Origin of the sequence: Gordonia namibiensis NBRC 108229 (assembly GCF_000298235.1) — a bacterium.
In the GTDB taxonomy this organism is placed as follows: Bacteria; Actinomycetota; Actinomycetes; order Mycobacteriales; family Mycobacteriaceae; genus Gordonia; species Gordonia namibiensis.
Genome location: NZ_BAHE01000032.1, coordinates 28,571 through 52,855 on the forward strand (window position 1 = coordinate 28,571; position 24,285 = coordinate 52,855).

General features: G+C 68.7%; 28 protein-coding genes, 1 tRNA gene and 1 other RNA gene. 17 read left to right on the forward strand and 13 right to left on the reverse strand.

The genetic code is table 11. From position 1 onward, the window contains the following. The first annotated feature begins 2 nt into the window (after nucleotides 1-2). A complete protein-coding gene (locus GONAM_RS16310) occupies nucleotides 3-1,496 on the forward strand; it encodes a CYTH and CHAD domain-containing protein (RefSeq protein WP_006867862.1) in 1,494 nt (497 codons plus the stop codon). 183 nt (nucleotides 1,497-1,679) lie between these two features. On the opposite strand, the gene GONAM_RS16315 is transcribed toward GONAM_RS16310, so the two are convergent. From GONAM_RS16315 to cobC, 6 genes are all read right to left on the reverse strand, one after another. Then, the gene (locus GONAM_RS16315) at nucleotides 1,680-3,098 is read right to left on the reverse strand and encodes an RNB domain-containing ribonuclease (RefSeq protein WP_006867863.1); all 1,419 of its coding nucleotides are present in this window, start codon (nucleotides 3,096-3,098) and stop codon (nucleotides 1,680-1,682) included. 56 nt (nucleotides 3,099-3,154) lie between these two features. Further along, an RNA gene (gene rnpB / locus GONAM_RS22215) (RNase P RNA component class A) lies at nucleotides 3,155-3,570 on the reverse strand. A gap of 47 nt (nucleotides 3,571-3,617) precedes the next feature. After that, nucleotides 3,618-4,268 (reverse strand): histidine phosphatase family protein, encoded by a 651-nt coding sequence (locus GONAM_RS16320; RefSeq protein WP_006867864.1) that lies wholly within the window; start codon nucleotides 4,266-4,268, stop codon nucleotides 3,618-3,620. A 5-nt stretch (nucleotides 4,269-4,273) separates the two neighbouring features. Next, a complete protein-coding gene (locus tag GONAM_RS16325) occupies nucleotides 4,274-5,011 on the reverse strand; it encodes a zinc ribbon domain-containing protein (protein WP_006867865.1) in 738 nt (245 codons plus the stop codon). Between the two features lie 101 nt (nucleotides 5,012-5,112). Further along, nucleotides 5,113-6,252, reverse strand: coding sequence for a Nif3-like dinuclear metal center hexameric protein (locus GONAM_RS16330; RefSeq protein ID WP_006867866.1), 1,140 nt, complete (start codon nucleotides 6,250-6,252; stop codon nucleotides 5,113-5,115). After that, the gene (gene cobC, locus GONAM_RS16335; protein ID WP_006867867.1) at nucleotides 6,230-7,324 is read right to left on the reverse strand and encodes an Rv2231c family histidinol phosphate aminotransferase CobC; all 1,095 of its coding nucleotides are present in this window, start codon (nucleotides 7,322-7,324) and stop codon (nucleotides 6,230-6,232) included. The genes GONAM_RS16330 and cobC overlap by 23 nt, the downstream gene beginning before the upstream one ends. A gap of 30 nt (nucleotides 7,325-7,354) precedes the next feature. Between cobC and GONAM_RS16340 the strand changes: the two genes are divergently transcribed. Continuing rightward, a complete protein-coding gene (locus GONAM_RS16340) occupies nucleotides 7,355-8,041 on the forward strand; it encodes an HAD hydrolase-like protein (protein WP_174310944.1) in 687 nt (228 codons plus the stop codon). Nucleotides 8,042-8,094: 53 nt separating this feature from the next. Beyond that, on the forward strand, nucleotides 8,095-8,574 hold the full coding sequence (locus tag GONAM_RS16345) for a low molecular weight protein-tyrosine-phosphatase (RefSeq protein ID WP_006867869.1): 480 nt from the start codon (nucleotides 8,095-8,097) through the stop codon (nucleotides 8,572-8,574). A 22-nt stretch (nucleotides 8,575-8,596) separates the two neighbouring features. Here GONAM_RS16345 and GONAM_RS16350 read toward each other — a convergent pair whose 3' ends face one another. Then, complete coding sequence (locus tag GONAM_RS16350) at nucleotides 8,597-9,601, reverse strand: zinc-binding metallopeptidase family protein (protein WP_006867870.1); 1,005 nt, start codon at nucleotides 9,599-9,601, stop codon at nucleotides 8,597-8,599. A 36-nt stretch (nucleotides 9,602-9,637) separates the two neighbouring features. On the opposite strand from GONAM_RS16350, the gene GONAM_RS16355 reads away from it, so the two are divergent. Beyond that, nucleotides 9,638-10,687: an SURF1 family cytochrome oxidase biogenesis protein gene (locus GONAM_RS16355; RefSeq protein ID WP_006867871.1), complete on the forward strand. Its 1,050-nt coding sequence runs from the start codon at nucleotides 9,638-9,640 to the stop codon at nucleotides 10,685-10,687. Here GONAM_RS16355 and GONAM_RS16360 read toward each other — a convergent pair. Continuing rightward, nucleotides 10,665-11,642 carry a cobalamin biosynthesis protein gene (locus GONAM_RS16360; RefSeq protein WP_006867872.1) on the reverse strand — a complete coding sequence of 326 codons (978 nt, stop codon included), beginning with the start codon at nucleotides 11,640-11,642 and terminating at the stop codon, nucleotides 10,665-10,667. The genes GONAM_RS16355 and GONAM_RS16360 overlap by 23 nt on opposite strands. A 40-nt stretch (nucleotides 11,643-11,682) precedes the next feature. Between GONAM_RS16360 and GONAM_RS16365 the strand changes: the two genes are divergently transcribed. After that, nucleotides 11,683-12,564 carry a spermidine synthase gene (locus GONAM_RS16365; RefSeq protein ID WP_006867873.1) on the forward strand — a complete coding sequence of 294 codons (882 nt, stop codon included), beginning with the start codon at nucleotides 11,683-11,685 and terminating at the stop codon, nucleotides 12,562-12,564. Nucleotides 12,565-12,615: 51 nt separating this feature from the next. Continuing rightward, nucleotides 12,616-14,676, forward strand: coding sequence for a protein kinase domain-containing protein (locus GONAM_RS16370; RefSeq protein WP_006867874.1), 2,061 nt, complete (start codon nucleotides 12,616-12,618; stop codon nucleotides 14,674-14,676). A 239-nt stretch (nucleotides 14,677-14,915) separates the two neighbouring features. On the opposite strand, the gene GONAM_RS16375 is transcribed toward GONAM_RS16370, so the two are convergent. Next, nucleotides 14,916-15,740: a maleylpyruvate isomerase family mycothiol-dependent enzyme gene (locus GONAM_RS16375; protein ID WP_006867875.1), complete on the reverse strand. Its 825-nt coding sequence runs from the start codon at nucleotides 15,738-15,740 to the stop codon at nucleotides 14,916-14,918. Nucleotides 15,741-15,897: 157 nt separating this feature from the next. Between GONAM_RS16375 and GONAM_RS16380 the strand changes: the two genes are divergently transcribed. From GONAM_RS16380 to GONAM_RS16395, 4 genes are all read left to right on the forward strand, one after another. After that, entirely contained in the window at nucleotides 15,898-16,881 is a 984-nt protein-coding gene (locus GONAM_RS16380) for a helix-turn-helix transcriptional regulator (RefSeq protein WP_006867876.1), read from the forward strand. A gap of 54 nt (nucleotides 16,882-16,935) precedes the next feature. Beyond that, nucleotides 16,936-18,012: an NAD(P)H-binding protein gene (locus GONAM_RS16385; protein ID WP_006867877.1), complete on the forward strand. Its 1,077-nt coding sequence runs from the start codon at nucleotides 16,936-16,938 to the stop codon at nucleotides 18,010-18,012. A 40-nt stretch (nucleotides 18,013-18,052) separates the two neighbouring features. Further along, entirely contained in the window at nucleotides 18,053-18,760 is a 708-nt protein-coding gene (locus GONAM_RS16390; protein ID WP_040536746.1) for a CPBP family intramembrane glutamic endopeptidase, read from the forward strand. Between the two features lie 286 nt (nucleotides 18,761-19,046). Then, nucleotides 19,047-19,121: transfer RNA gene (locus tag GONAM_RS16395), tRNA-Val, on the forward strand. A gap of 60 nt (nucleotides 19,122-19,181) precedes the next feature. Here the strand turns inward: GONAM_RS16395 and GONAM_RS16400 are convergent. Both GONAM_RS16400 and GONAM_RS16405 read right to left on the reverse strand, forming a co-directional pair. Further along, nucleotides 19,182-19,631, reverse strand: a complete 450-nt coding sequence (locus GONAM_RS16400; RefSeq protein WP_006867879.1) for a hypothetical protein — start codon at nucleotides 19,629-19,631, stop codon at nucleotides 19,182-19,184. After that, nucleotides 19,624-20,262 (reverse strand): RNA polymerase sigma factor, encoded by a 639-nt coding sequence (locus GONAM_RS16405; protein WP_006867880.1) that lies wholly within the window; start codon nucleotides 20,260-20,262, stop codon nucleotides 19,624-19,626. Before GONAM_RS16405 ends, GONAM_RS16400 begins: the two co-directional genes overlap by 8 nt. A gap of 114 nt (nucleotides 20,263-20,376) precedes the next feature. On the opposite strand from GONAM_RS16405, the gene GONAM_RS16410 reads away from it, so the two are divergent. Genes GONAM_RS16410 through GONAM_RS16440 form a run of 7 tightly spaced genes read left to right on the forward strand, consistent with a single transcriptional unit; the run spans nucleotide 20,377 to nucleotide 23,204 of the window. Continuing rightward, on the forward strand, nucleotides 20,377-20,886 hold the full coding sequence (locus tag GONAM_RS16410; RefSeq protein WP_006867881.1) for an Asp23/Gls24 family envelope stress response protein: 510 nt from the start codon (nucleotides 20,377-20,379) through the stop codon (nucleotides 20,884-20,886). Beyond that, nucleotides 20,883-21,230 (forward strand): hypothetical protein, encoded by a 348-nt coding sequence (locus GONAM_RS16415; RefSeq protein ID WP_006867882.1) that lies wholly within the window; start codon nucleotides 20,883-20,885, stop codon nucleotides 21,228-21,230. Before GONAM_RS16410 ends, GONAM_RS16415 begins: the two co-directional genes overlap by 4 nt. Further along, nucleotides 21,227-21,406, forward strand: coding sequence for a hypothetical protein (locus tag GONAM_RS16420; protein WP_006867883.1), 180 nt, complete (start codon nucleotides 21,227-21,229; stop codon nucleotides 21,404-21,406). The genes GONAM_RS16415 and GONAM_RS16420 overlap by 4 nt, the downstream gene beginning before the upstream one ends. Beyond that, nucleotides 21,399-21,848 carry an Asp23/Gls24 family envelope stress response protein gene (locus GONAM_RS16425; protein ID WP_157159176.1) on the forward strand — a complete coding sequence of 150 codons (450 nt, stop codon included), beginning with the start codon at nucleotides 21,399-21,401 and terminating at the stop codon, nucleotides 21,846-21,848. Before GONAM_RS16420 ends, GONAM_RS16425 begins: the two co-directional genes overlap by 8 nt. After that, a complete protein-coding gene (locus GONAM_RS16430) occupies nucleotides 21,845-22,429 on the forward strand; it encodes an Asp23/Gls24 family envelope stress response protein (RefSeq protein ID WP_006867885.1) in 585 nt (194 codons plus the stop codon). Before GONAM_RS16425 ends, GONAM_RS16430 begins: the two co-directional genes overlap by 4 nt. Continuing rightward, on the forward strand, nucleotides 22,426-22,974 hold the full coding sequence (locus GONAM_RS16435; protein WP_006867886.1) for a hypothetical protein: 549 nt from the start codon (nucleotides 22,426-22,428) through the stop codon (nucleotides 22,972-22,974). The genes GONAM_RS16430 and GONAM_RS16435 overlap by 4 nt, the downstream gene beginning before the upstream one ends. Before the next feature lie 32 nt (nucleotides 22,975-23,006). Next, entirely contained in the window at nucleotides 23,007-23,204 is a 198-nt protein-coding gene (locus GONAM_RS16440) for a CsbD family protein (RefSeq protein ID WP_006867887.1), read from the forward strand. 93 nt (nucleotides 23,205-23,297) lie between these two features. Here GONAM_RS16440 and GONAM_RS16445 read toward each other — a convergent pair whose 3' ends face one another. Together GONAM_RS16445 and GONAM_RS16450 are read right to left on the reverse strand one after the other, a co-directional pair. Further along, nucleotides 23,298-23,780: a peroxiredoxin gene (locus GONAM_RS16445; RefSeq protein WP_006867888.1), complete on the reverse strand. Its 483-nt coding sequence runs from the start codon at nucleotides 23,778-23,780 to the stop codon at nucleotides 23,298-23,300. After that, on the reverse strand, nucleotides 23,777-24,205 hold the full coding sequence (locus GONAM_RS16450) for a DUF3052 domain-containing protein (RefSeq protein WP_006867889.1): 429 nt from the start codon (nucleotides 24,203-24,205) through the stop codon (nucleotides 23,777-23,779). Before GONAM_RS16450 ends, GONAM_RS16445 begins: the two co-directional genes overlap by 4 nt. Nucleotides 24,206-24,285: the final 80 nt, after the last annotated feature.

Here is a 24,285-nt window from a genome sequence, read left to right on the forward strand (position 1 = left end):
AGGTGGCCGCATCCGAGCAGGTCGAGGTGGAACTCAAGTTCGACGTGGACCCCGGCCATGTGGCCCCGGACCTGCGGGCGCTCCCCGGGGTCGTGTCGGCGACCGAACCCGAGACGTTCTCGCTCGACGCCACCTACTTCGACACCGAGAACCTCGACCTCGCCGGCAACAAGATCACCATGCGACGCCGCACCGGTGGCACCGATCAGGGCTGGCATCTCAAGCGCCCCACCGATATCCCCGGCGCACGTCGAGAGCTCCAGGTCGGCTTCGACGAGGCGCGGGCCGACGGAGAGATCCCCGAGGCCCTCGTTACGCCGGTCCTCGCGATCACCCGGTGTCGCAAGCTGGACCCGGTTGCCGTCATCTCCACCACGCGCACGGTGACGCGTCTGCTCGGCGTCGACGACGAGCCGCTCGCCGAACTCGCCGAGGACCTCGTCACCGCGCAGTCCCTGCTGCCGGGCGGACACTCCCAGCAGTGGGCGGAGTGGGAATTCGAACTCCTGTCCGGCGGCACCACCAAGTTGCTCAAGGCCGCGGACAAGGCCCTGCGCGCGGGCGGCGGCCGATCGGCGTCGAGTGCGTCGAAGCTGGCGCGTGCCATCGGCTCGACCCCGACCGTCCACAAGCCGCGACTCTCCAAGCGCCCCACCGCACTCGAGCTCGTCATCACCGACATCGCGTTGCACCGCAACAGCCTGATCGCCTACGACCCGCTCGTGCGTGAGGATGCCGAGGATGCCGTGCACCAGATGCGGGTGTCGTGCCGCCGGCTGCGCAGCGTGCTGTCGGGCTACCCCACGGTGCTCGACGCCGAGCGCACCGATCACATCGGCGCCGAACTCAAGCTGCTCGCCCGAATCCTCGGCGACGCACGCGATTCCGAGGTGCAACTCGAACTCGACCAGTCCCTGCTCCGCGGGGAGAACGCCTCCCCGGAACTGCTCGCCGCCCTGGCCGGCGCCGAGACCCGCAACCATGACCGGGCGATCCGCGCCGCGCACGCCGCGATGTCGTCGAAGCGCTACTTCACCCTTCTCGACTCCATCGACGCCCTGCTCGCCTCTCCCCCACCCGGACCTGACGCCGAACTCCCCGCAACCGCCGTCGTCGATCAGGCGATCGCAAAGAGCCGCAAGCACATCCGCAAAGCCCAGGCCGATCTCGCCGACCTCACCGAGGGTTCGGTCGAGTGGCAGGAACAGCTCCACAAGATCCGCAAACGCGCAAAGCGGTTGCGCTACAGCATCGATGCGGCCGAGCCGTTGAACAAGAAGAAGTACCGCGAAATCGGCGCGGTCGCCAAGAAGATCCAGTCCGCCCTCGGCGACTTCAACGACATCCGCATCAACCGCGCGCACCTTGCCGCGATCGTCGCCGACGAAAAGCTCGCCGCCGCCGACATGTTCATCGTCGGCCGACTCGACGCCCGCCTCGAAGCCGACGCCTACCGCGCCGTCGCCGAGTACCGCAAGGCCGCCAAGGACCTCTGACCCGCCCCGCCCCCGCTGCCTGAGGTGCGAGGAGCGAAAGCGACGAGCCACGAAGGCCTGGTGAGATCACCTCCCGCGCAAGCATTTTTCTCCCGCGGGACTGATTACTTCCCGCTTATTGGCTAGCACCCGCGGGAGGGAAACGGTCACGCGCGCGGTGAACGCTCCCGCGGGAGAAGCGCCCTACACGGGCCGGAACCCGACCTTCCGCGTCATCTCGTCGGCGGTCACCAACTCGACGTCGAGTCTGGTGCCCGGTCGGAGTTCGCCCTCGCACCCCGCGATGACCGGCGGGTCGGCGATGAAGATCTGGGCGGGCTTGCGTTCGGTGGCGGCGGACATGACGACGGCGTCGAAGCGCTCACCGACGCGGTCGCCGAGGATGACGGCCTCGGCGAGGTCGATGCTCGCGCGGTCGGCGGTGGCACCCAGCGTGTCGGCGGAGCGGAGGATCTTCGGCAGTGTCGGCAGGGCTCGAATCACCCACTCGGGTACCTCCTCACCCGCGGTGACCGCGAGGCAGACCTCGGTGGCGAACCGGTCGCCGAGTCGACGCAGCGGCGCGGTGACGTGGGCGTAGAGACCGGCGATGGCGGCGTGCTGCTTCTTGTCGTGCGGAATGGCACGCGCCTCGTCCGAGCCGTCGAGCGCGAGATAGTTGGCGCCCCGCATGAGTCCGCTCGCTGCCGACTGGATGGCGAGCGTGCTCGGCCTGTCGCCGGGCAGGCCAGCCAGGAATCGACCCACCGCCATGCCCTCGGGCCATTCGACGCCGAGCGCCATCGCGGCGGCGCGCAGATCCTCGACCGCCTCGGGATCGGCGGGCGGTAGCGTCCGCAACAGTCCGATGCCCGCGTCGGCCATGATCGTGCCCGCGCACATCCCGGCCAGCAGCGAGAGCTGGGAGTTCCACATGTCGGCCGGGGTGTGGGGTTCGAGATCGAGCCGCCAGCCCGCCTCCGTACGGAACACCTGCTGGTCCGGCAGATCGAGTTCGACGGCCCCGCGGTCCATCGCCACGTTCTGCCGCAGCTCACCGAAAGCCGGCAGCGCCGCGATCGACGGGTGGAGGCGTCCGGCCTCGGCGTCGGCGCTGACCCCCGCGTAGTCGAAGCGGGCCACGGATCGAATCCGCGCTCGCCGCACCCGGACGTCGGTGACCGTCCCGTCCCCCGCGACTCGGATCGTCCAGAGCACGCACGGCCGAACCTGTTCGGGCAGAAGCGATCCGCTGCCCTCGGACAGTTCCCGCGGATGCAGCGGCACCGAACCGTCCGGGAAGTACACGGTGGTCCCGCGGCGTCGGCTCTCCTGATCGAGTGCGCCCTCGGGGATCACCAGGGCCGCGACGTCGGCGATGGCGTAGTCGACGACGAAGCCGTCACCGTCGGTGGCGAGGTGGACGGCCTGGTCGAGATCGCGCGACGTCGGCGGGTCGATGGTGACGAACGGGACGTCGGTATGGTCCTCACGCGCATCCGCGAATCGGTCGACGGCGTCGCGGGCCTCGGCGAGCGCGTCGTCGCCATAGGACTCGTCCACCCCGAGCTGATCGCGGATACCGGCGAAGTCGATGTCGGGGGCGAAGAGGAAGCGAGTCACGTCTCGAACCCTAGCGCGCGTGAGCGCGGTCGAAACCGGAGCGCGCGGGCCGAGGGCGAACGAGTCGGCACGTAAGCCGGATCCTGTACCCGCGTGGTCTCTCGACCGTCGCGGGCGGCGACCATCCATCTGGGCACACCGTCGCCGGGTACCTCGAGCGGCCCACCCGCGGGCTGGGGCGAGCAGCCCTCGTAACGCCCGCGCACACGCACCGCGAGGTGCATGCTTCGGCCTTGCTCCGGGTGGGGTTTACCGAGCCGACGCGGTCACCCGCGCCGCTGGTGCGCTCTTACCGCACCGTTTCACCCTTACCGGCCTGACGGCCGGCGGTCTGTTCTCTGTGGCACTGTCCCGCGGGTCACCCCGGGTTGCCGTTAGCAACCACCCTGCTCTGTGGAGTCCGGACTTTCCTCGGTGCGCGGCGTGACGGTCTCCCGCCCGTTCCGCTCACCGCGGCCGCCCGGCCGACTCGTTCGCGGAACCCAGGATACGGCAGGGTCGTAATTCGATGTGCAGCCGTCAGTGCCAGTGCGCGGCGTCGTTGACCAGACGCACAACGGAACCGCCGTCGGGGAAGAACTCGGCGATCGACACCGACGCGAGGTCGAGGTGGAGACGGAACAGCAGCTCCGGACCGACACCCAGCGCCTCACGCAACATCAGCTTGATCGGGGTGACGTGCGAGACGATCACGACCGTCTGCCCCGGATACCGCTGCAGCAGATCGTCTTTCGTCTCTGCGACGCGCTCGGCGACCTGAGCGAAGCTCTCACCGCCCGGCGCGGGCACGGTGATGTCCGACAGCCATTCGCGATGGATCTCCGGATGCCGTTCGGACGCTTCGAGGAAGGTCAGGCCCTCCCACTCGCCGAAGTCGTTCTCAATGAGTCCGGGATGTTCGACGACGTCGACCCCGGTCACCGCGGCGACCTCCTCGGCGGTGGCGCGGGCGCGGCTCAGCGGTGAGGTCACAATCGCCGAGATGCCCTCCTCGCGCTGAACCCGTTGGGCCGCCGCGCGGGCCTGGCGCACCCCCTCCGCGGTCAGCGCGGGATTGCCGCGCCCGGAGTACCGGCGATCCACCGACAGCGCCGTCTGGCCGTGGCGCAGCAGGATGAACCGGGTCGGTGAACTCCGCTGCCCCTGCCAGGACGGGGACTTCTCGCCCACGGGTGTCAGATCCCCGATTCGGCGGTCCGCACGAGGATCGCGCCGCATTCCTCGCAGCGGATGACCTCATCGGACAATGCCGCGCTGATCGAGGCGATGGTGCCGCGGTCGAGTTCCATGCGACAGGCACCGCAGCGTCGTGCGCGCAGGAGTCCTGCGCCGATGCGACCGTTGGCCCGCTGCTTGTCATAGACGGCCAGCAGGTCGGCGTCGATCTCCGCGGCCAGCGTGTCCCGCTTCTCGTGGGCGCGCGTCAGGTCCTCTTCGATGGAGGCGAGCGACTGATCCCGGCGGACCCGGGTGTCGGCAATCTTCTCCTCGAGGTGCGAAATCGTCGCGGCGGCGCGATCGCGCTCGGCTTCGACGGCCTCCTGCTGCTCCATGAGGGTCAGCATCTCCTCCTCGAAGGCCGCGCGACGGCGTCCGAGTCCGGCGAGTTCGTGCTGCAGCTCCGACAATGCCTTGGGCGCCAACCCACCGGCGGCGAGCTGCTTGGAGTCCTTGGCCTCGCGGTTGGCCATCCCGGTCACCTCGGACTCGATGCGGCGGTATTCGCGGCCCAGGTCCTCGGCGGAGATCTCCGCGCGCACCAGATCGTCACGGGCAGCGTCGATCGCCTTCTCCTGCTCGGCGATCTCGGCGTTCTCGGGCAAGTTCTTGCGGCGATGCTCGAGTCGGTTGATCTCGGCATCGGAGTCCGCGAGATCGAGCAACAGTCGCTGCACTCCGGCGTCGACTTTCATTGCGGCCTCCTCTCTCTGAAGTTCTGAAGTCCCCCTACCGTACGCGGCTGGTCCCGGCGTTCCGGCGGGCGGATGGTCTTTGTCAGGAAGTCCTGCACCACTCACCCGAAGCTGTGCAGCCCGAACGGGTCGGTCGGCGTGTCGTACACCACCACCGGCACGTCGCATTCGGTGCGGACCAGCTCCGCAACTTGCGCGCACCAGGGGAACTCGGTGGCCCAATGTCCGGCGTCGACGAGTGCCGGCCCGCCGTCGCGCAGACTCTCGTCGGCGGGATGGTGGCGTAGATCGCCGGTCACATAGACGTCCACGTCGAGCCCGCGCACACGCCCGAGCAGCGAGTCGCCCGCCCCACCGCAGACCGCGACCGTGCGCACCAGCGCATCCGGATCGCCGGCCGCCCGGATTCCCGACGGTGCGCCCAGTGCGCGGGCGACGACCCCGGTGAAATCACGCAGTGTCATCGGCTCGGGCAGCGAACCGACCCGGCCCAGACCCACGCCGCTGCCGAGGTCGGCGAGTTCGAAGACGTCGAATGCCGGTTCCTCGTACGGGTGGGCGTTGCGCAGCGCCCGGAGCACCGCACCGCGGATCGACCGGTTCGCGACCATCTCGACCCGCGCCTCGTCGACGTGGGTGCGGGTGCCGATCTCCCCGATCGTCGGCGATGCATCTTCCTGCGCCTCGAACTGGCCGGTGCCCACCACCGTCCACGAGCAGTCGCGGTAGTCGCCGATGGCGCCGGCGCCGGCGGCGAACATCGCCTCACTGACCTGTTCGACGTTTCCCTCGGGCACCATCACCACCCACTTGTCCAGTGGTGCAGCCGCTTTCGGTTCGATGGGCACGGTGTCGACGACGCCGAGCAGGTCGGCGAGAGCGTCGGACACACCCGGCCGCGCACTGTCGGCGTTGGTGTGGGCCGACAACAGCGCGATGCCGTTGCGGATCAGGCGGTGCACGATGCGCCCCTTCGGGGTCTCGGCGGCCACCGACGTGACGCCGCGCATCAGCAGCGGGTGATGGGCGATCACCAGGTCCGCTTTCCCGGCGACGGCCGAGTCGACGACGGCATCGGTCACGTCGACGCACGCCAGGACTCGACGCACCGGCTCGGAACGGTCGCCGCACACGAGCCCCACGGCGTCCCAGGACTCGGCGAGCGCCGGCGGATACGCACGCTCGACGGCGTCGACCACGTCCCCGACGGTGATCTCCTCAGACGTCGATCCGGTTCCCATCCCTCATCTCCTCTCGTACCTGCTCGATGGCCGCGGTCAGCGCGCGGACCTGCTCGACCGGACGTACCGCGAGCCGCAGATGCTCGTCGCCGAGTCCGACGAAGTTGGCACAACTGCGCACCGCGAACCCGCGGTCGACAAGGCGCTTCTTCACCTCGGTGGCGCGCGGTACCTCGACGAGGACGAATGGCGCGGCCGGCTCCGCCACGACTACTAGACCGATCCGCGTCAGTTCGTCGACCATCTCGGCGCGCTCGGCCGCGACCCGTCGGGCCTGCTCGGCGCAGTAGCGGTGTCCCTCGTCGCCGAGGCAGGCGGTCAGGGCGGCCAGCGCGGGTGTGGACAGCGCCCAGGGACGACGCCCCGCACGCAGTCGTGCGAGGATCTCCGGCGCCGCGACAAGGTATCCGGCCCGGAGCCCGGCTAGCCCGAAAGTCTTTGTCACGCTGCGGATCACGATGAGGTCCGGCCAGTCCGACGATGCCAGCGACTGCGGCTCGAGTTCATCGTCGGCCCCGAGGGTGAGGTCGGCGAAGGCCTCGTCGACGACGATGATGCGTCCCGGTCGCCGCAGCGCGTCGATCGACTCCCGCGGGTGCAGCACCGACGTCGGGTTGGTGGGGTTGCCCAGGATCACCAGGTCGGCGGTGTCGGGCACTTGCGCCCCGGACAGACGCCACGGCTCGTCGAGCGGAACCTGCGTGATGGGCACGCCCGCGGCACGCAGTGCGATCTCCGGTTCGGTGAACGACGGCTGGATCAGCGCGGCATGGCGCGCGCCGAGGCGCGGGAGCATCTCGAAACCGTCGGCCGCGCCGGACAGCAGCAGCACGTCGTCGGGCGAGCGACCGTGGGTGGCGGCGATGGCGTCGACCGCGCGCCGCTCGTCGTCGCGGCCGGGATACCGGGCCAGGTCTCCGAGACCGCGCGTGATGGCGTCGAGGACGAAAGGCGGTGGAGTGCCACGGACATTGACGGCGAAATCGATGAGCCCGGGTGCCGCGTCCTGATCGCCGTGCCGATCCGGATCGGACAGGTCGGATGTGGATGCGACGCCAGACCCAGCTGTCATGTCTATTGACCTTACGTGCACGATGGACGCGTGTTGACGCCGCCAGATCCCCGCCATCCTGACACCGTGCTGCTCTTCGACCTCGACGGCACGATCACCGACAGCTTCGCGGGTATCGCCAACAGCTTCCGGCACGCCCTCGCCGCCGTCGACGCGCCCGAGCCCGATCCGCAGGTCGTCGCGGGCATCGTCGGGCCGCCGATGATCGACACCCTCAACGGCCTGGGGCTCGCCCCCGAGGTCGCGGAAGAGGCGATGCGCGCCTACCGGGAGCGCTACACCGAGATCGGCTGGCGGGAGAACGCGGTCTACGACGGGATGCCCGACGTCCTGGCCGACCTGTCGGCGTCGGGGCGCACGATGGCGGTCGCGACGTCGAAGAACCAGACCACCGCCCACCGGATCCTCGAGCACTTCGGTCTCACCGACCACTTCAAGTACATCGCCGGCGCCAGCGACGACGGCACGCGTCGCCACAAGGCCGACGTCATCGCCCACGCGGTCGCCGAACTGGGGCTTCCCGTCGACGCCGACACCGGCCACGTCACCGCGCCGGTCGTGATGATCGGCGATCGCAGTCACGACGTGCACGGCGCCGCGGCCTTCGGCATCTCAGCGATCCTGGTCAGATGGGGTTACTCTCTGCACGGGGAGGAACAGGACGCCGCTTGGACGGTTGAGTCTCCAGCCGAATTGCGCGACGTCCTGGGTATGTGACCGGCGCCCTCGATCATCGAGCGCGCCGGCGCGTCGAGCTGAGGTAGACACCAGTGGCTGAAGAACTACACATCTGCTTCGTGTGCACGGGCAACATCTGCCGGTCGCCGATGGCGCAGAACATCTTCCGGAACGCTCTGGACGACGCCGGGCTGGGTGGCAAGGTACGCGTCAGCAGTTGCGGGATCACCGGCTATCACGTCGGCGAGCCGGCCGACAACCGTGCCCGCACCGAACTGCTCGCCCACGGCTACTCCGACGCGCACGTGGCGGCGCTGCTCGGACCCGAACACTTCGACGCCGATCTCTTCCTGGCGATGGACGACGGCCACGTCCGGGAGCTCGAGCGCAAGCGGCTCGGCGACCGGACGCGACTGCTGCGGTCGTTCGACCCGTCGGTATCCGCCGGTGACCTCGCCCTGTTCGACCCCTATTACGGCAGCACCGACGATTTCGTGGCCACCCGCGAACAGATCGAGAGCGCGGTCCCCGGCCTGATCGACTGGGTACGGATGCAGCTGGGCGTGGCCTGACGACCACGCCGACCGACCGGTCTCAGCCGACCGGCGCCACCAGGTTGTGCACAAAGCGGATCTTCTCCAGCACCGGCGCCGGGAGCACGAACGGGTAGAGGTCCGGGTGACCCATCGACCGGTTGATCTGATTGAGCGCCCACGTCAGCGGCAGCCACTCATCGATGATGCGGTCGAAGCCCACATCGCCCGGCGGGACGCTCTCCAGCGTCGTGCCCGAGGGCGCCATCGCGAACGCGGCCGCGGTGTCCAGGGTGTCGCGGATGTGCAGGTAGTGCGCGAAGGTCTCGGCGAAGTCCTCTGCCGGGTGCATCGTGGCGTAGGCGGAGACGAAGTTCTTCCGCCACCCCTCCGGCGCACCCTCCTTGTAGTGCCGGTCGAGCGCTGCCTGATAGTCGTCGTCGGGGTTGCCGAACAGTTCTTCGAACCGCGGCCGATGATCGTCGGTGATCAGGACGAGCTGGTAGTAGTGGCCGATCTCGTGCCGGAAGTGTCCGAGGACCGTCCGGTACGGCTCGTCGAGTTCGACGCGCATCTGCTCACGGTGGACGTCGTCCCCCTCGGCGAGATCGAGGGTGATGACCCCGCTGGCGTGACCGGTGATGACGTTCTGTTGCGCGCTGGAGAGCAGGTCGAAGGCGAGGCCCGTGGTGGGATTCTCGTCACGATTCTCGATCGGCAACCCGAGCTCGGTGAGCTCGAGGACGAGACGCCGCTTGGCGGTCTCGGCCTGGCCGAACACCACCAGCGCCTCGGGATCGTTGTCGCCGGGACGGGTGCGCGTCAGCTCGCACGACCGGCAGAGCTCGGGGTTACCGGTCCACTTCACCAGCCAGTTGCATTGCGCGACCTTGTTGTTGGCACATCGCTCGAGGAGGACGCCGTCGACCTCGGCGCGACCCGTGTCGTCGAGGACCTGGATGGAGCGAGACCCGAGCCAGAACCCGAGTGGGCTCTGGCAGCTCAGACACAGACTGTTCTCGAAGGACAGACGCTGGCCGCAGTTCAGACAGATGAAGTCTCGCATTAGATCACGCTACATGCGCTGAGTAACCTGGGCATCGTGCATGTGCTGCGAACGATCCTGCGTCCCGGGTGGATTGCCCTCGGCGTCGTCGTCGTGGCGTTCGCCGTGGCCTGTTTCACCCTCCTCGCGCCGTGGCAGCTGGGTAAGAACTCCGACACCGAGCGCCGCAACGATCTGATCCGTACCGCAACCTCTCTCGAAACCGCTCCGCTGGCCGAGGTGGCGCCCTCGTCGACCTTCGACCCGTCGACCGAGTGGCGCGAGGTCGAGGTGACCGGTCGCTACCTGGAGGACCGGCAGGCATTGGTGCGGCTGCGCAACATCCAGGAACGCCCCGCCGTGGTCGTCCTGACGCCGTTCGCGGTGACCGGTTCGGATCGCGTGCTCCTCATCAACCGCGGTTTCGTCCGCCCGGTGGAGGGCGGGGTCCCCGACGTCCCGGCACCGCCGGCCGGCGAGCAGACCATCGACGGACGGATTCGAGCGGCGGAAAGCGTCAGCGCCGACCGCGGCTCCCTCTCCGACAACGGAGTACTCACGGTCCCGTCGATCAACCCGGGTCTGGTCGGAACAGCGACCGGTACGTCGATGGACGACTTCTACCTACAGCTGTCTCCGGACCAGCCGGGCTCCCTGGGTGAGATCCCGCTCCCCCAGCTCGACACCGGCCCCTACCTCTCGTACGGGCTGCAGTGGCTCGCCTTCGGGATCATGGCGCCGCTCGGCGTCCTGTACTTCCTGATCGCCGAGATCCGCTCACGCCGGCGCGCGGCCGCCGCGCGGGCCGCCACCGCAGCGGAGGCCACTGCCGAAACCGGTGAGGTCGCCGACTCGGACACCGCTCGTCCCGCGGGCACGGCACCTGATCCGCAGCCGGGTAGCGCCGCCTCCCGCGCCGAACGTCGTCGCCAGATGCGCGAAGAGTTGCGCGCCGCGAGCGGCACCACGGTGGTCCACAACGTCGGACGCATCGGCCACGGGCCCGTCGCCGAGGACACGGTCGGCGATGTCCGCGACGCGACGCCCGACCCCCGCAGGCAGGACGGTGACGTGCGGGACAAGCTCAGCCGGCGCTACGGCGGCTGAGCCCGTACCGGATCAGGCATCCCGCCACGCACGCGGCCAGCGTCGTGCGCTGGACCCGCCGCGACAACTCGACCGCCGCCCGTAGATCGGCCGGCTTCGGTGCCGGCCCGGAACCCAGCGTCGGCCGTTGTTCGACGCCGTGCGGGTAGACGGTCCGACCCCCGAGTTGCACCCCCAGGGCGCCGGCGAACGCAGCTTCGACGACCCCGGCGTTCGGGCTCGGATGCGCGTGACTGTCACGACGCCAGGCCTCGGCGGCGCCGCGGGGCGACCCGGACACCAGGACGATCAACGCGCCCGCGAGTCGAGCCGGGACGATGTTGGCGATGTCGTCGAGACGCGCGGCCGCCCAGCCGAAATCGCGATAGCGCTCGTTGCGGTACCCGATCATCGCGTCGAGAGTGTTGACCGCGCGGTACCCGAGGATCCCGGGTACGCCGGCGACCGCTCCCCAGAACAACGGTCCGATGGTCGCGTCGGAGGTGTTCTCGGCGATCGACTCGAGTGCTGCCCGACAGATCCCCGCCTCGTCGAGTGACTTCGGGTCCCGGCCGCAGAGACTCGGGATCAGGGCTCGCGCCGCGTCGATGTCGTCGGACTCGAGGGCCTCGGCGACCGCATCTCCGACCCGGCACAGTGAGGTCCCGCCCAGCGCGATCCAGGTCGACGCGGCGGTCAGCGCCACCAGGGCCGGCGCCCGACGCCCGGCCGTCGCAACGACTCCCACGCCCACGACGCCGCCCGCGGCCACCGCGACCAGACCGGCTCCGGCGGCCCGCGAATCGCGGTACATGCGGCGTTCGAGCGCCGACGTCAGCCGACCGAACCCCGCGACCGGATGCCCCGTCGACGGGTCCCCCAGGGCCTCGTCGAGGAGGAAGCCGGCGACGAGTCCGGCTGCGGTCGACAGAACTCGTCGTGCGGGTCGGTTTCGCTGCTCACGGGTCAGGGACACCGCGCGATGGTATCGACCGCGCTCGTGCCAGACTCGACCCGTGGCCAGGTCAACCGCGGAACCGACCCCGGGTCGGCACGTCATCGAGACCGGTGTCGCCGAACTCGCGCGCGACACCATCGCCGGCGGCTGGTTGCTGACCGTCAACGGCGCACACAGTTCGCACATCGATCCCGACGATCCGACCGTGCTCGACTTCGAGTACCTGCGCCAGATGGCCGCCGTCATCGCCGAACGCCACCCCACCTCGGACCGGTTGCGCGTCCTCCATCTCGGCGGGGCGGCCTGCGCACTCGCCCGCTACCTCGACCACCGGTACCCCGACGCCCGGCAGGTGGCGGTCGAGGTCGACGGCGAGCTGGCCCGCCTCGTACGTGAGTGGTTCGACCTGCCCCGCGCTCCCAGGCTGCGGATCCGGGTCGGCGATGCGCGGGAGGTCGTGACGTCGCTCCAGCCGGGGACGCGCGAGGTGGTCGTGCGCGACGCCTTCGCCGGCGACCGCACGCCCGCACATCTGACGACCCGTGAGTTCACCAACGCCGTGCGCGACGTGCTCGTGCCGGGCGGGCTGTATCTCGCCAATTGTGGTGACAGCCGGGATCTCGCGGGAGCCCGGGCCGAGGCCGCCACCGTCGCATCGGTCTTCGAGCACCTCCTGCTCATCGCCGACGCCGCGATGTTCAAGGGTCGACGCACCGGCAACATCGTCATCGTCGGCAGCGAGGCCCCGCTCGACGCGTCGGCGACCCTCGTCCGCACCTTGCTCAGCGATCCCCTACCTGCGCAGATCCTCTCCGGAGCCAAGGCCCGCGACTTCGCACGCGGCCCGGGTCTCACGGACGCCGACGTCGCATCGCCAGCGGCCGTGATCGCCGCCGGTCGCGCGTCCGGTCGATGTACGAAGCCGCTCCCCAGTCGTTAGGGTGGTTTCGACCGCCGGCCGAGATCTGACGATCGTAGAACCGAGGATGACGTGACCGATCCATCGTCGCGAGCGGGCACCACACTGGGCCCGTACCGCATCGACAGACTCCTCGGTCGCGGCGGCATGGGTGAGGTGTACGAGGCCTACGACACCGTCAAGGAACGACGCGTCGCCCTGAAGGTGCTTCCGCCACATCTGGTGCACGACAAGGACTTCCGCGAACGGTTCGAGCGCGAGTCGAAGACCGCGGCGAAACTGTCCGATCCGCATGTCATCCCGATCCACGACTGGGGCGAGAAGGACGGTGTCCTGTTCATCGACATGCGCCTCGTCGACGGTCAGGATCTGCGCAAGGTGCTCGGCTCCGGTCCCCTACCGCCGGATCGGGCGGTGCGCATCCTGGGCCAGGTCGCCGCAGCACTCGACGCCGCGCACCGCGATGGCCTCGTCCACCGCGACATCAAACCCGACAACATCCTCGTCGACGCCGACGACTTCGCCTACCTCGTGGACTTCGGTATCGCGCAGGGCACCACCGACAGTCGGCTGACCCAGGTGGGAACCGCGCTCGGCACGCTGGCCTACATGGCGCCGGAGCGGTTCGGCGACGAGCCGGCCGGCCCGGGTTCGGACAACTACGCCCTCGCCTGCGTGCTCTACGAATGCGTCACCGGCCAGACCCCGTTCCCGGCGAAGACCGATCAGGGCCTGATGACCGCGCACATCACCAAACCGCCTCCGCAGACGGGCGGCCCGCTCGACCCGGTGATCGCCCGCGGTCTCGCCAAGGACCCGGCGCAGCGCTTCCCGAGCGCGCGCGAACTCATCCACGCGGCCTCCGACGCACTGTCTGGCCGATCGTCGACCCCTGCAACCCGACCGCAGACACCTCCCGCCGAGCAGGCACCGCCGACGGTCGTGCCCCAGCCAATCTCGCCCGCGGGCCTGACCCCGCCGCCCCGCACTCCTCGCCCGCCGCAGTCCCCACCGCCGTCCCAACCCCCGGGTGCCCACCCGACGCCGGGTGGCTCCATGGCATCCGATCCGACGATGGTCCGCGGTCTGAGTTCCGGCCCGAATGTCCACGGGCAGCAGCATTCTCCCGGCTCCGTCGGTGGATACGGTCCTCCCCCGGGAACTTCCGGGCCGCAAGGATTCTCGCGCCCTTCGGGTCCGCAGCCCTATTCCGGACCGCCCCACTCCGGGCCGCAGTCCTATTCGGGGCCGCAGTCTTACTCTGGGCCGCAGTCGTATTCGGGGCCGCAGTCGTATTCGGGGCCGCAGCGGTATTCGGGACCCCAAGCGTTCTCCGGCCCCAACCAGTGGGGCGGCTCTCCGACCCCGCCCCGGAAATCGAACACCGGCCGCAACATCGCGATCGCGATCGCCGTGGGCGTGGTGGTGATCGCCCTCGCAGTCACCGGCCTCGTCGTCGCACTGTCGAACGGCGGGGATGATCCGCCGGACCCCGACACGTCGAACCAGGCGATGCCCGCGGGCACCGTCGCTTGTGACTACCCGGCGCGCACGGTCGTCGGCGGCATCACCCAACCCCCGCCGGCGTCGACCCAGCCGAACACCGGCACCGTCGAAGCGCAGATCCCGATCGCCGCGCAGGGCACCATCACGATGACACTCAACCGGGCCGAGGCCCCATGCAACGTCGGCGCGATGGTCTCGCTGATCAAGTCCGGGTTCTACGACGGCAGCAAGTGCCACCGGGCGTCGGCGAAGTACTTGATCTGCGGCTCGTCGGGCGGCAAGGAGGGCACCAACCCCGGCTGGACCAGCCCCGACGAACTGCCCCAGGATCTTCCGTCGGCCGGCACCGACAACAACGGCATCCCGCAGGTCACCTACCCGCGCGGCACCGTCGGCATCCTCGACCTCCCCGATGACGAAGGCGCCACCGGCTCGACGACGTTCTTCATGCTCGCCGACGACACCGACCTCCCGCTGACCTACTCCATCGTCGGCACCATGGACCCGTCCGGACTCGCCGTCCTGGACAAGATCGTCGCGGGCGGATTCACCCCCGCCAAGCCCGGAGCCCAGTCGGGACCGCCAAACCAGAACCTTCTGATCCAGAAGGCCACGGTCGGCGAGTAGCACCCCCTGGCTGCCTGAGGTGCGAGGAGCGCAAGCGACGAGCCACCACCTCGCTGCCTGGGGTGCGAGGAGCGCAAGCGACGAGCCTCGAAGGCCTGGTGAGTCGACCGCAATTCTCCGCATCGACCGAAAAATTCGTCCCCCTCAGGGCCATCCGAGGGCAATATGCCCTCGAATCACCGTGAGGGGGACGAAATTTCGCAGCACTCGGCGGTATAGCCGGTCGAGGTGCGAACCGCTCAGATCACGTAGTTCATCCGATCAAGGATCGCGTTCCCCAGCGCGGCGTCGCCGTCGATCTCCACCGCATTCGGGTCGGCGTCGCGACGCCCACCCGCGCAGCGGGCGAGGTTGGCGGCGTCGATCCGGAGCCGCACATCGGCCGACGCGTCGCCGTCGTCGAATTCCTCGACCAGCGACGCGCGGTCGCCAACAAGAATCCGAGCCGTTCGCGCCGACAGACCGGTGATGTCGAAGAGCACCTTGCTGCCTTTGGGCGCGTCGGCGCGCTTGCCGACCACGAACGGCAGTGAGGCGCTGATCTCATCGAGCGCCAACGACGCTGGGACGGGGTTGGTGACGGCGGAACCGTCGGTGCCGTCGCGCAGGTCGATCTCGTGCATCCAGCAGTCGAAGACGCGGATGCGCATGAAGCGTCCGTAGGTGTCGGCGCCCGCCGGCGTCATCGACGGGGCGTCGAACTGCTCCTGCGTCATCGCCTTCAGAGCCTTGGTGCGAACCGTGACGACTTCGTCGAGTGCGGCGAGGACCTCGGCGCGCGGCGTCGGGCGATAGTGGTCGACCCACTTCTCGTTGAGCTCGCCGATCGGGTTGCGCACGTGGTCGAGTGCGCTGACCGTGCGGGTGGCCTCCACATCACGGCCGTCGAGCATGCTCTCGGTGCCGATGATGTGCGCGACGATGTCGGCGTTGGTCCATCCGGGCAGTACCGAAGCCGCCGACCACTGCTCGTCGGTGAGGCCGGCTGCGACGTCGGCGATCGCGGCCCACTGGGCGATCAGGCCTTCGGTGACCTCGGCGAGCGGCAGGATGGTCGTCGGCATGTGATGCTCCTTGCGTCGTGCGCCCGGCGAGACCCGGACCGCACCAACCCTATCGGGGTCGGTGTGCACCGCGAGCGCATTGACGCACAGTGACGATCCGCGCCCAAATCGCCGAACAAGGACAGAACCTGTCCGCATTCTGCGGCATGATGTCTGCATGTTGGAAACCTCGGCCCGACTGCTCGCCCTGTTATCGCTGTTGCAGACGCGTCGGGAATGGTCGGGCAAGGAGCTCGCGGAGCGCCTCGACATCACGACCCGCACCGTGCGACGCGACATCGACAAGCTCCGCGAGCTCGGTTACCCCGTCGACGCGAATGTCGGTGCGCGCGGTGGGTATCGGCTCGGCGCCGGCGCGGAGATGCCGCCCCTGCTCCTCGACGATCAGGAGGTTCTCGCCGTGGCGCTAGGGCTCGACGCGGTGACGACGGGCGCGGTCGCCGACATGGCCGAGGCCTCGGCCGGGGCGCTCGCGAAACTGCGTCAGGTCATGCCGTCCCGACTCCAGCACCGTCTCGACGCGCTGCGGATCGAGGCCATCCCACGGGAGGCGCCGACGAGTGCGGTCCCGGCCGAACGCCTCACCGACATCGCCACGGCCTGCCATCGCAACGAACGCCTGCGATTCGACTACCGGCGCAACGACGGCGAGCAGAGCCGACGCGAGGTCGAGCCGTTCCGTCTCGTGCGCAACGGAAACCGCTGGTATCTCGTCGGCTTCGACCTTGCCCGCGACGACTGGCGCTCCTTCCGCGTCGACCGCATGGAACCGAAGATCCCCACCGGTCCCCGGTTCACCCCGCGCGAACCCCCCGAGGGTGGCGCGGCGGCCTTCGTCGCCCGCGGGCTCGGCGCACTGCAACAGCAGGCAATCGCGCGGATCCGCATCCACCTGCCCCTCGACGAGGTCGCGCCGATGATCCACCACTATTGGGGCGCCCTGGAATCCGGCGACGAGAACAGCTGCGAGGTGACCGTCTACAGCACCTCGCTGACCTCGATCGCACGTTGGATGCACGCCTTCGACGCCGACTTCACCGTCATCGAACCCGACGAACTACGCGTCGAACTGGGCGCCGTCGCGGAGTATCACGACCAGGTCGCCGAACGTTATCGACGCGCGATGTCCGCTCGTCTTTGACCCGCTGACCTGCAATTCCGGCCGGACCGTCGAATATTCTCTACGGTCGAAGGCATGAGGCTACTCATCACGGGGGCGACCGGGTATGTGGGTTCCCGGCTCGTATGCGCATTGCTGAGGCAGGGTCACGAGGTCGTGGTCACGTCCAGAGACACCCGCAAGCTGGACCGGTTCGGCTGGTCGTCGGACGTCACCAAGGTGGCCATGGACGCCGACGACCCGATCTCGGTCAAGAAGGCCATATCCGACGCCGGGCGCGTCGACGCGATCTACTACCTGGTCCACGCGATCGGGCAGGCGGACTTCGCGAACGGCGATCGCGACGCGGCACGCAACGTCGCCGAGGCCGCGCGCGATGCCGGCGTCGGCCGGATCATCTACCTCGGCGGCTTCGTGCCGGCCGACGACAAACTCTCGTCGCATCTGCAGAGCCGCGCCGACGTCGCCGAGGGGCTCGTCGTCGAGGACGGTCCGGAACTCGTGTGGTTGCGCGCGGCGGTGATCATCGGCGCCGGATCGACGTCGTTCGAGATCATCCGCTACATGGCCGACCGCCTGCCGGTGATCCCCGAACCCGACTGGATCACCAACGAGATGGACCCGATCTCCATCCGCGACGCCATCCACTACCTTGTCGCCGCGTGTGAGTCATCGCTTCCGCCAGGCGAATACGACATCTCCGGACCCGACCACGCGCGCTACATCTCGATCCTGCACGAGTACATCTCCGCGGTTCGCTTCCCACGGTTGCGGCTCCCGGTCTTCGGTGTGAGCACCCGTCTCGCCGGCCGCCTCGGCGGCATGTTCGTGCCGGTCCCGGCGTCGCTCACCGAGGAACTCGTGACGTCGTTGAACCATTCGATGACGGCGTCGGAGCACAGCATCCGCGAGCTGGTGCCGCCACCCGAAGGCGGCCTGACGCCGATGCGCGACGCCGTGCGCGCGTCCGTGGAATCCCCGTATCCCCGGTCCGTCTGCGATCTGCACGACCTGCACCATCTCGCCGACACCGATCCCGCGTGGGCCGGCGGCGACTGGTTGCGCGTCAAACGCCGCGCCGTCGGGACGATCGGTGGCACGCTGCGGATGTCGGCGAAGATCGCCGGAGCTCTGCTGCCGACCCGTTCCTGACCGACCTGTGTCCGCTGACGACCGACCTAGGTGGTGACGACTGCTGGTGACTGCACTGGCTCGCGACCTCTACAACTCGATAGCGCTGGATCGTGATCCCGATCCGGGTTCCCACTACGTCCGACGCCGCTGGCTGGTCGGTGTCTTCCTCGTCATCGGGGCCGTCATGCTCGGCATCTCGCTGCGCGTGGAGCCCGGCGACACCGCCTTCTACCCGCTGACGGTCGGCATGGCCGTGGTGTGGATAGTCGGCGCCTTCGTCTCCGGTCCGCTGCGGCTCGGTGCCTACAGCCCGGTCGCGTCGCGTCCCCCGGACCGTCTCGGGGCCATCGGCCTGGGCACCGTCGTCGGTCTCGCGGTCGGTGCGGCATTCGTCGTCGGTGGTCTGATCGCGCGGATGATCCCCGGCGTCAGCGACCTGGCGAACCAGGTGCTCGCCTTCGCCGACTACGGCAGCCTCGCCATCGTCACCGTCATCACCGTGGTCAACGGTCTCGCCGAGGAGCTGTTCTTCCGCGGGTCGGTCTACTCGGCGGCCCGCCCCCACAATCCGGTCCTGGTGTCGACGGTGATCTACGTGCTGGTCACCATGGCCAGCGGCAACGTGATGCTCGGCTTCGCCGGCGCCGTCCTGGGCACCGTCTGCGCGATCCTCCGACGCAGCACCGCCGGGGTCCTCGCGCCCGCGATCACCCACGTCATCTGGGGCGCGATCATGGTGCTCGCGCTCCCGCCGATCTTCGCCTGAGTCGCCGACCGGCGAACCTCATCTCGACCTGCAGACGTCGACCGAAGTCTGCAGGTCGAAGTGAGGTTCGCCGGTCGGATCGTTCGCTCCCTGAGTAGCCCCGGAGCCTGCGAAGGGGCGTACCCCCCTCGCTCCCTGAGTAGCCCCGGAGCCTGCGGACGGGCGTCCCCCCTCGCTCCCTGAGTAGCCCCGGAGCCTGCGGAGGGGCGTATCGAAGGGCAGGTTTGGGCGATCGGCCTCGACCGACTAGATTCGTTGTCGCACGTGCCGCGACGCGGCACAGCACGCGCGTATAGCTCAGCGGTAGAGCTCTGGTCTTACACACCAGCGGTCAGGGGTTCGAATCCCTTTGCGCGCACCACATCAGCCGATCCATAGCCCCAACCCGCGCTCAGCGCGGTTTCGAGCTATGAAGAACCGCTCAGCTCAGCCACTCCCGCGTGTAGACGTCCTGCCAGCGAACCGCGATGTTCCGTCGCGCCTCAGCGCTGCTTTGGGGTCCGATCGTCTCGAGGAGGACGTCCTCGACGACGTCGCGCACCCGATCGGACAGGGCGATGAGATCGTCGGCGTAGCGCGCGATCAACCCGACACGGATTCCGGTGACGGTGTCGTCGGCGCCGTCGACGGCCGCGAACACGACGAGGCGTCCGAGCTGCCGTCGGGTCCGGATCGCGATCATCTGTTTGACGACCGCGTCGGTGATCTTGATGCGCCGACCATCCGACGTCAACGTGCGGGCGGGTCGGCGAATTCGACTGAGTCGGGCGGAGATCGACGAGATCAGCCTGTCGACGTCACCGGGCGGGTCGGCGAGCTGTCGGGTGGCGTCGACGAGCCAGGCATCGGCGAGGTCGTGTGCGTCAGACATGAACCTCTCCTTCCCGCTCGTCCGAACTCGGCGTCGATGATCGTTTCCCAGGGTCCCACGGCGCCAGGCGGGTGTGGAGGAATTTGCGGCTCCGTTGCAGGTGCCCGCGAACCGATCCCGTGCTGATGCGCAGCACCTGGGCTATCTCCTCGAGGGTAAGGCCCTCCACTTCCTTGAGCCACCAGGCGGCTCTGGAATTGGACGGCAGGTTGTCGAGTTCGGCGCGCAGAGCGTCGATCAACTCCTGCCGCTCGGCCTCCTCCACCGGAAGCGGGCCTGCGGCCTCGAGTTCGGCGAATCGCTCGTCGTCGAACGGTGTATCCCGGCGACGCCGGTGATGATCGGCCACCTTTCGATGCCCGATGGTGAAGACCCAGGTCCGGAACGTACTGCGGAAGGCGAAGTTCGGCAGTCCCTTCCACGCGTGAAGCAGTGCTTCCTGCGTGAGGTCCTCTGCGGTTTGGGGGTCGTCGACCATTCGCCCCAGGTACCGGACCAATGGTGGCGTCACTCGGCGCACGAGCACCGCGAACGCCTCGGTGTCCCCGACCGCAGCCGCCCCGGCCAGCTCGTCGTCGTCCAGGTCGTCCAGGTCGATCGACTCTCTGTGAGCCGAATCACTCCAGTTCATGCGTGCAACTCCCCCCGTCCCACCCGACTCACCCTACAGACGGATTGCACAGAACCTTTGCGATAGCGCATCGGTGCGGTCCGCTCACGAGAAACTCGACCGAAGGAGAACGACATGGCTGCGAACTCGACCGGAACGGTCACCAAGGACGCCCCGACCGACGGCGACGCGCGCGAGGCCACTGTGTCCTCGGACGCCGACACGGCGACCGGCCGCGCCCTGGCCCGACGCGACACCACCGGAGACCGCGGCCGCACCTCGATCGCCGACGTCGTCGTCGCCAAGGTCGCCGGGATCGCCGCACGTGAGATCGACGGCGTCCACGACCTGGGCGGGACCACCGAGCGCGTGGTGGGCAAGGTGCGCGACGTCCTGCCCGGCACCTCGGTGAGCACCACTCAGGGCATCGAGGTCGAGGTCGGGGAACGTCAGGCCGCGGTCGACGTCTCGATCGTTGCCGAATACGGCGTCGCCATCCACCAGTTGGCCGCCGCGATCCGCCGCAATGTCATCTCCGCGATCGAGCAGATGACCGGTCTCGAGGTGACCGAGGTCAACGTCACCGTCCACGACATCGCGTTCGGCGACGACGAACAGACCGACGACGTCCCCCGGGTCCAGTGACACCCGGGGATCTCCCCGAGGCACGCGCGGAGAACTCGAGGCCGCGAGACCCCGTCGACGACCTCGCCGATGCGGTCCTTGCCGTACCCGGGGTGACAGCACTGCACGGCGGGCTGCTCGGCGAGGTGGCCACCTATCTGCCCGGGCGGCGCGTCGCCGGGATCGTGCTCGACGCCGATATCGGCGAGGTGCACATCGTCGCCGACATGTCTTTCGATCTGCAGACCGTGGCCGCCACTGTGCGAGACACCGCCGAACGAATCACCGGACGCACATTTGCCGTCGTTGTCGAAGACATCGCGACCGGCCCCACCCCAACATCGAAAGAAGGTGACGCACAGTGAACAACGCGATGATCGGGATGTTCGTCGGACTACTGCTCGCACTCGCGGCGGTCGCCGGCGGCCTCGCCGGGTTCCTTCTCGCCCTCGCACTCGGTGCGTTGGGACTCGTCCTCGGACTCAACCGCGACGGCACCATCGACCTGGGTGCACTGCTGCGGAGCCGAGGACGTGGCTGAGTTGACGGCGCCCGCGGGCCCGGCCGGCACCCTCACGATCGAGGATCGGGTCATCGAGCGGATCGCCACCCGCGCGGTCCTCGACATCCCCGGTGCCACCAGGCATCAGGGCACCGTCGGCTCGCTGCTCGGCTCAGCGGCCGGTCGCTCGATCCTCGGCACCGATCTTCCGCGGGCGACACTACGGTCCTCCGGCACTGCGCTGCGGATCTCCCTGGACATAGCCCTCGTATGGCCGTGCGCGGTCGCCGAGGTGAGCCGCCGGACACGCGATCACGTCATCGACGAGGTCGAAAGACTGACCGGCACAAGGCCGTTACGGGTCGACGTCACCGTGTGTCAGCTGGTCCCTCGCGGCGAGGTGCAACGCCGCAAGAGCGGGTTCATAGACCTACCCGCACCACCTGAACAACCCGTGAGCGAAGGGGCAGTGCCGTCGTGACACAGACCAGCACACAGACCGAATCGCTTCGGGCCGAATCCGGGACCGCGACGCGCCCGTTTGCTCCCGCACAGCATCCCGGCGCAGCAATCGCCGGCGCCGTCCTCGGAGTCGCGCTCATCGGAGTGGGTGTCACCGCGATCCGGGACATCGCGGTGCGAGCCGAGTGGCTCGACGGGCGAGAGTGGTCCCGCACCGCAGCGGATTGGATCGCCGAGCTGAGCTGGCAGGACTGGATGTGGCCGGCGGCGGCAGGTCTTCTCGTCGTCGGCCTGGCACTGGCCTGGATCGCCGTCAAGCCACGGCAGCGATCGCATCTGCGCCTGGCCGCTCCCGGCTTGTGGACCCGCCCAGGCGACCTGGCTCGCCGATGCAGCGCGGCGGTGACCGAGCTACCCGGTGTCTACGACGCCGACACGATCGTCACTCGCCGCAAGGTGAAGGCCATCGTTCAGGGGCGTTCCTCGGTCGCCGACCGGGATCTGATCGCCTCGACACTCACCGACGTCGTGTCCGTCCTCGAGTCGCCACCGCGAGTCGTTGTGCGCCTTCGGTTTCGGGACGGAAGGAAGGTCCGATGAACCGGTTACCGGCTTCCCTGCACCGTCTGTCGGTGGCGCTCGTCGCGCTGACCATGATCGCCCTCGGCGGCGGCGCGATCGCCTGGCGCACGGGCATCGACCCGCTGCACGAGTGGATCGATCGGATCGACGAGACCGCAATCCCGCGCGCCGTCGAACAACCATGGTGGATGTGGGTGCTGTTAGCGGTAGCGGTTGTCGCGCTGGGGTGGGGATTGCTGTTGATCTCCACCAACATCGCCCCGCGAGCGGTCGACGACGTCGACCTCCCCGACTCCGATGAGACCGGCGGCCTCACCATCGCACCGAAGTTGATCGCGTCCGCGGTCACCGCCGAGCTGGAGGGTAACCCTCTCTTGCACAAGGTGTCCGCCACGGCGATCGACGATCGCGCCCGCAGCATCATCCGGGTCGTCGTCACCGCCCGGCCCAACCGTTCCTACGACGAGATCACTGCTCCGGTCGAGGCGGCGGTGGATTCGATCACCACAGCTCTCGGATCGTCGGACGTGCATGTGCAGGCGTTCGTCCACTTCGAGAAGTGAAGAAACCGATCGGAAAAGAGAAGGAGAAAGAAATGGGATTGAACGACAAGATCAGCAACAAGGCCGAGGACCTCGGAGGCAAGGCCAAGGAGGCGGCAGGCGACGTCACCGGTGACGATCAGCTGAAGAGCGAGGGCAAAGGCGACCAGCTCTCGGCCGCGGTCAAAGACGGCGCCGAGAAGGTGAAGGACGCCGCCGAGAACATCAAGGACAAACTGACCGGCAACTGACACCCGAGCAACAGTGCCGGGTCGCCTGCGGGCGGCCCGGCACTTTCATAGCTCCAACCCGCGCCCAGCGCGACTTGGAGCTATGAATCGAGATCAGCCGACAGCGCCGAGAGCCTTGTCCCAGACGTTGCTCTCCCGCACCTCGCCCGGCCCGACCATGTCGGCGTAGACGATGACGCCCTCACGGTTGACGAGGAAGGTGCCGCGGTTCGCGTACCCGCGATCGGAGTTGAACACGCCGTAGGCCTTGGCGACCTCACCGTGCGGCCAGAAGTCCGACAGCAGCGGGAACAGGAACCCCTGCGCCGCCGACCAGACCTTGTGCGTCGGGGAGGGACCCACCGAGATCGTCACGGTGGTGACGTCGTCGTTCTCGAAGCGCGGCTGCTGGTCGCGGATGTAGCCCAGCTCGCCCTGGCAGGTGCCGGTGAAGGCGAGCGGGAAGAAGACCACGAGCACATTCCGCTCAGCACGCAACGCGCTCAGGGACACGAGCTGGTTGTTCTGATCCCGGAGTTCGAAATCAGGTGCCTGGTCACCGACGCTCAGCGGCGCGGTGGGCAGAGCATCGCTCATGCTTTCTTGCCCGAGCGTGCCTTGGGCTGGACGAGTCGGGCTGCCGACCAATCCCCCAGGCTGATCGCCGATGTCTGGGTCAGGCCCGCAGTGGGCGCCGCCTCGGCGATCTCGCTCGGATCCACGTATCCCGGTTGCCCGGTCTTGGGCGAGAACACCCACACGTATCCGTCTTCGGCCAGCGGTCCGATGGCGTCCATCAGCGCGTCGACGAGGTCTCCGTCGCCTTCGCGCCACCAGAGAACGACGACGTCGACGACGTCGTCGGCATCCTCATCGACCATCTCGGCATCGATCGCATCCTCGATGTCGGCCCGGAGCTCGTCGTCCGTGTCCTCGTCCCAGCCGACTTCCTGCACGACCAAGCCGGCCTTCAAGCCCAGTTTTTGGGCGTTGCTGCCCGTACCGTCTGTGGCGGCTACCACCGCGCGTGACCTCCTGAGGGTGATGGGACGTTCTTTCCGTCGCCGTTGTGTACATCGGTGTACGCCAACTCGCTTGTCAG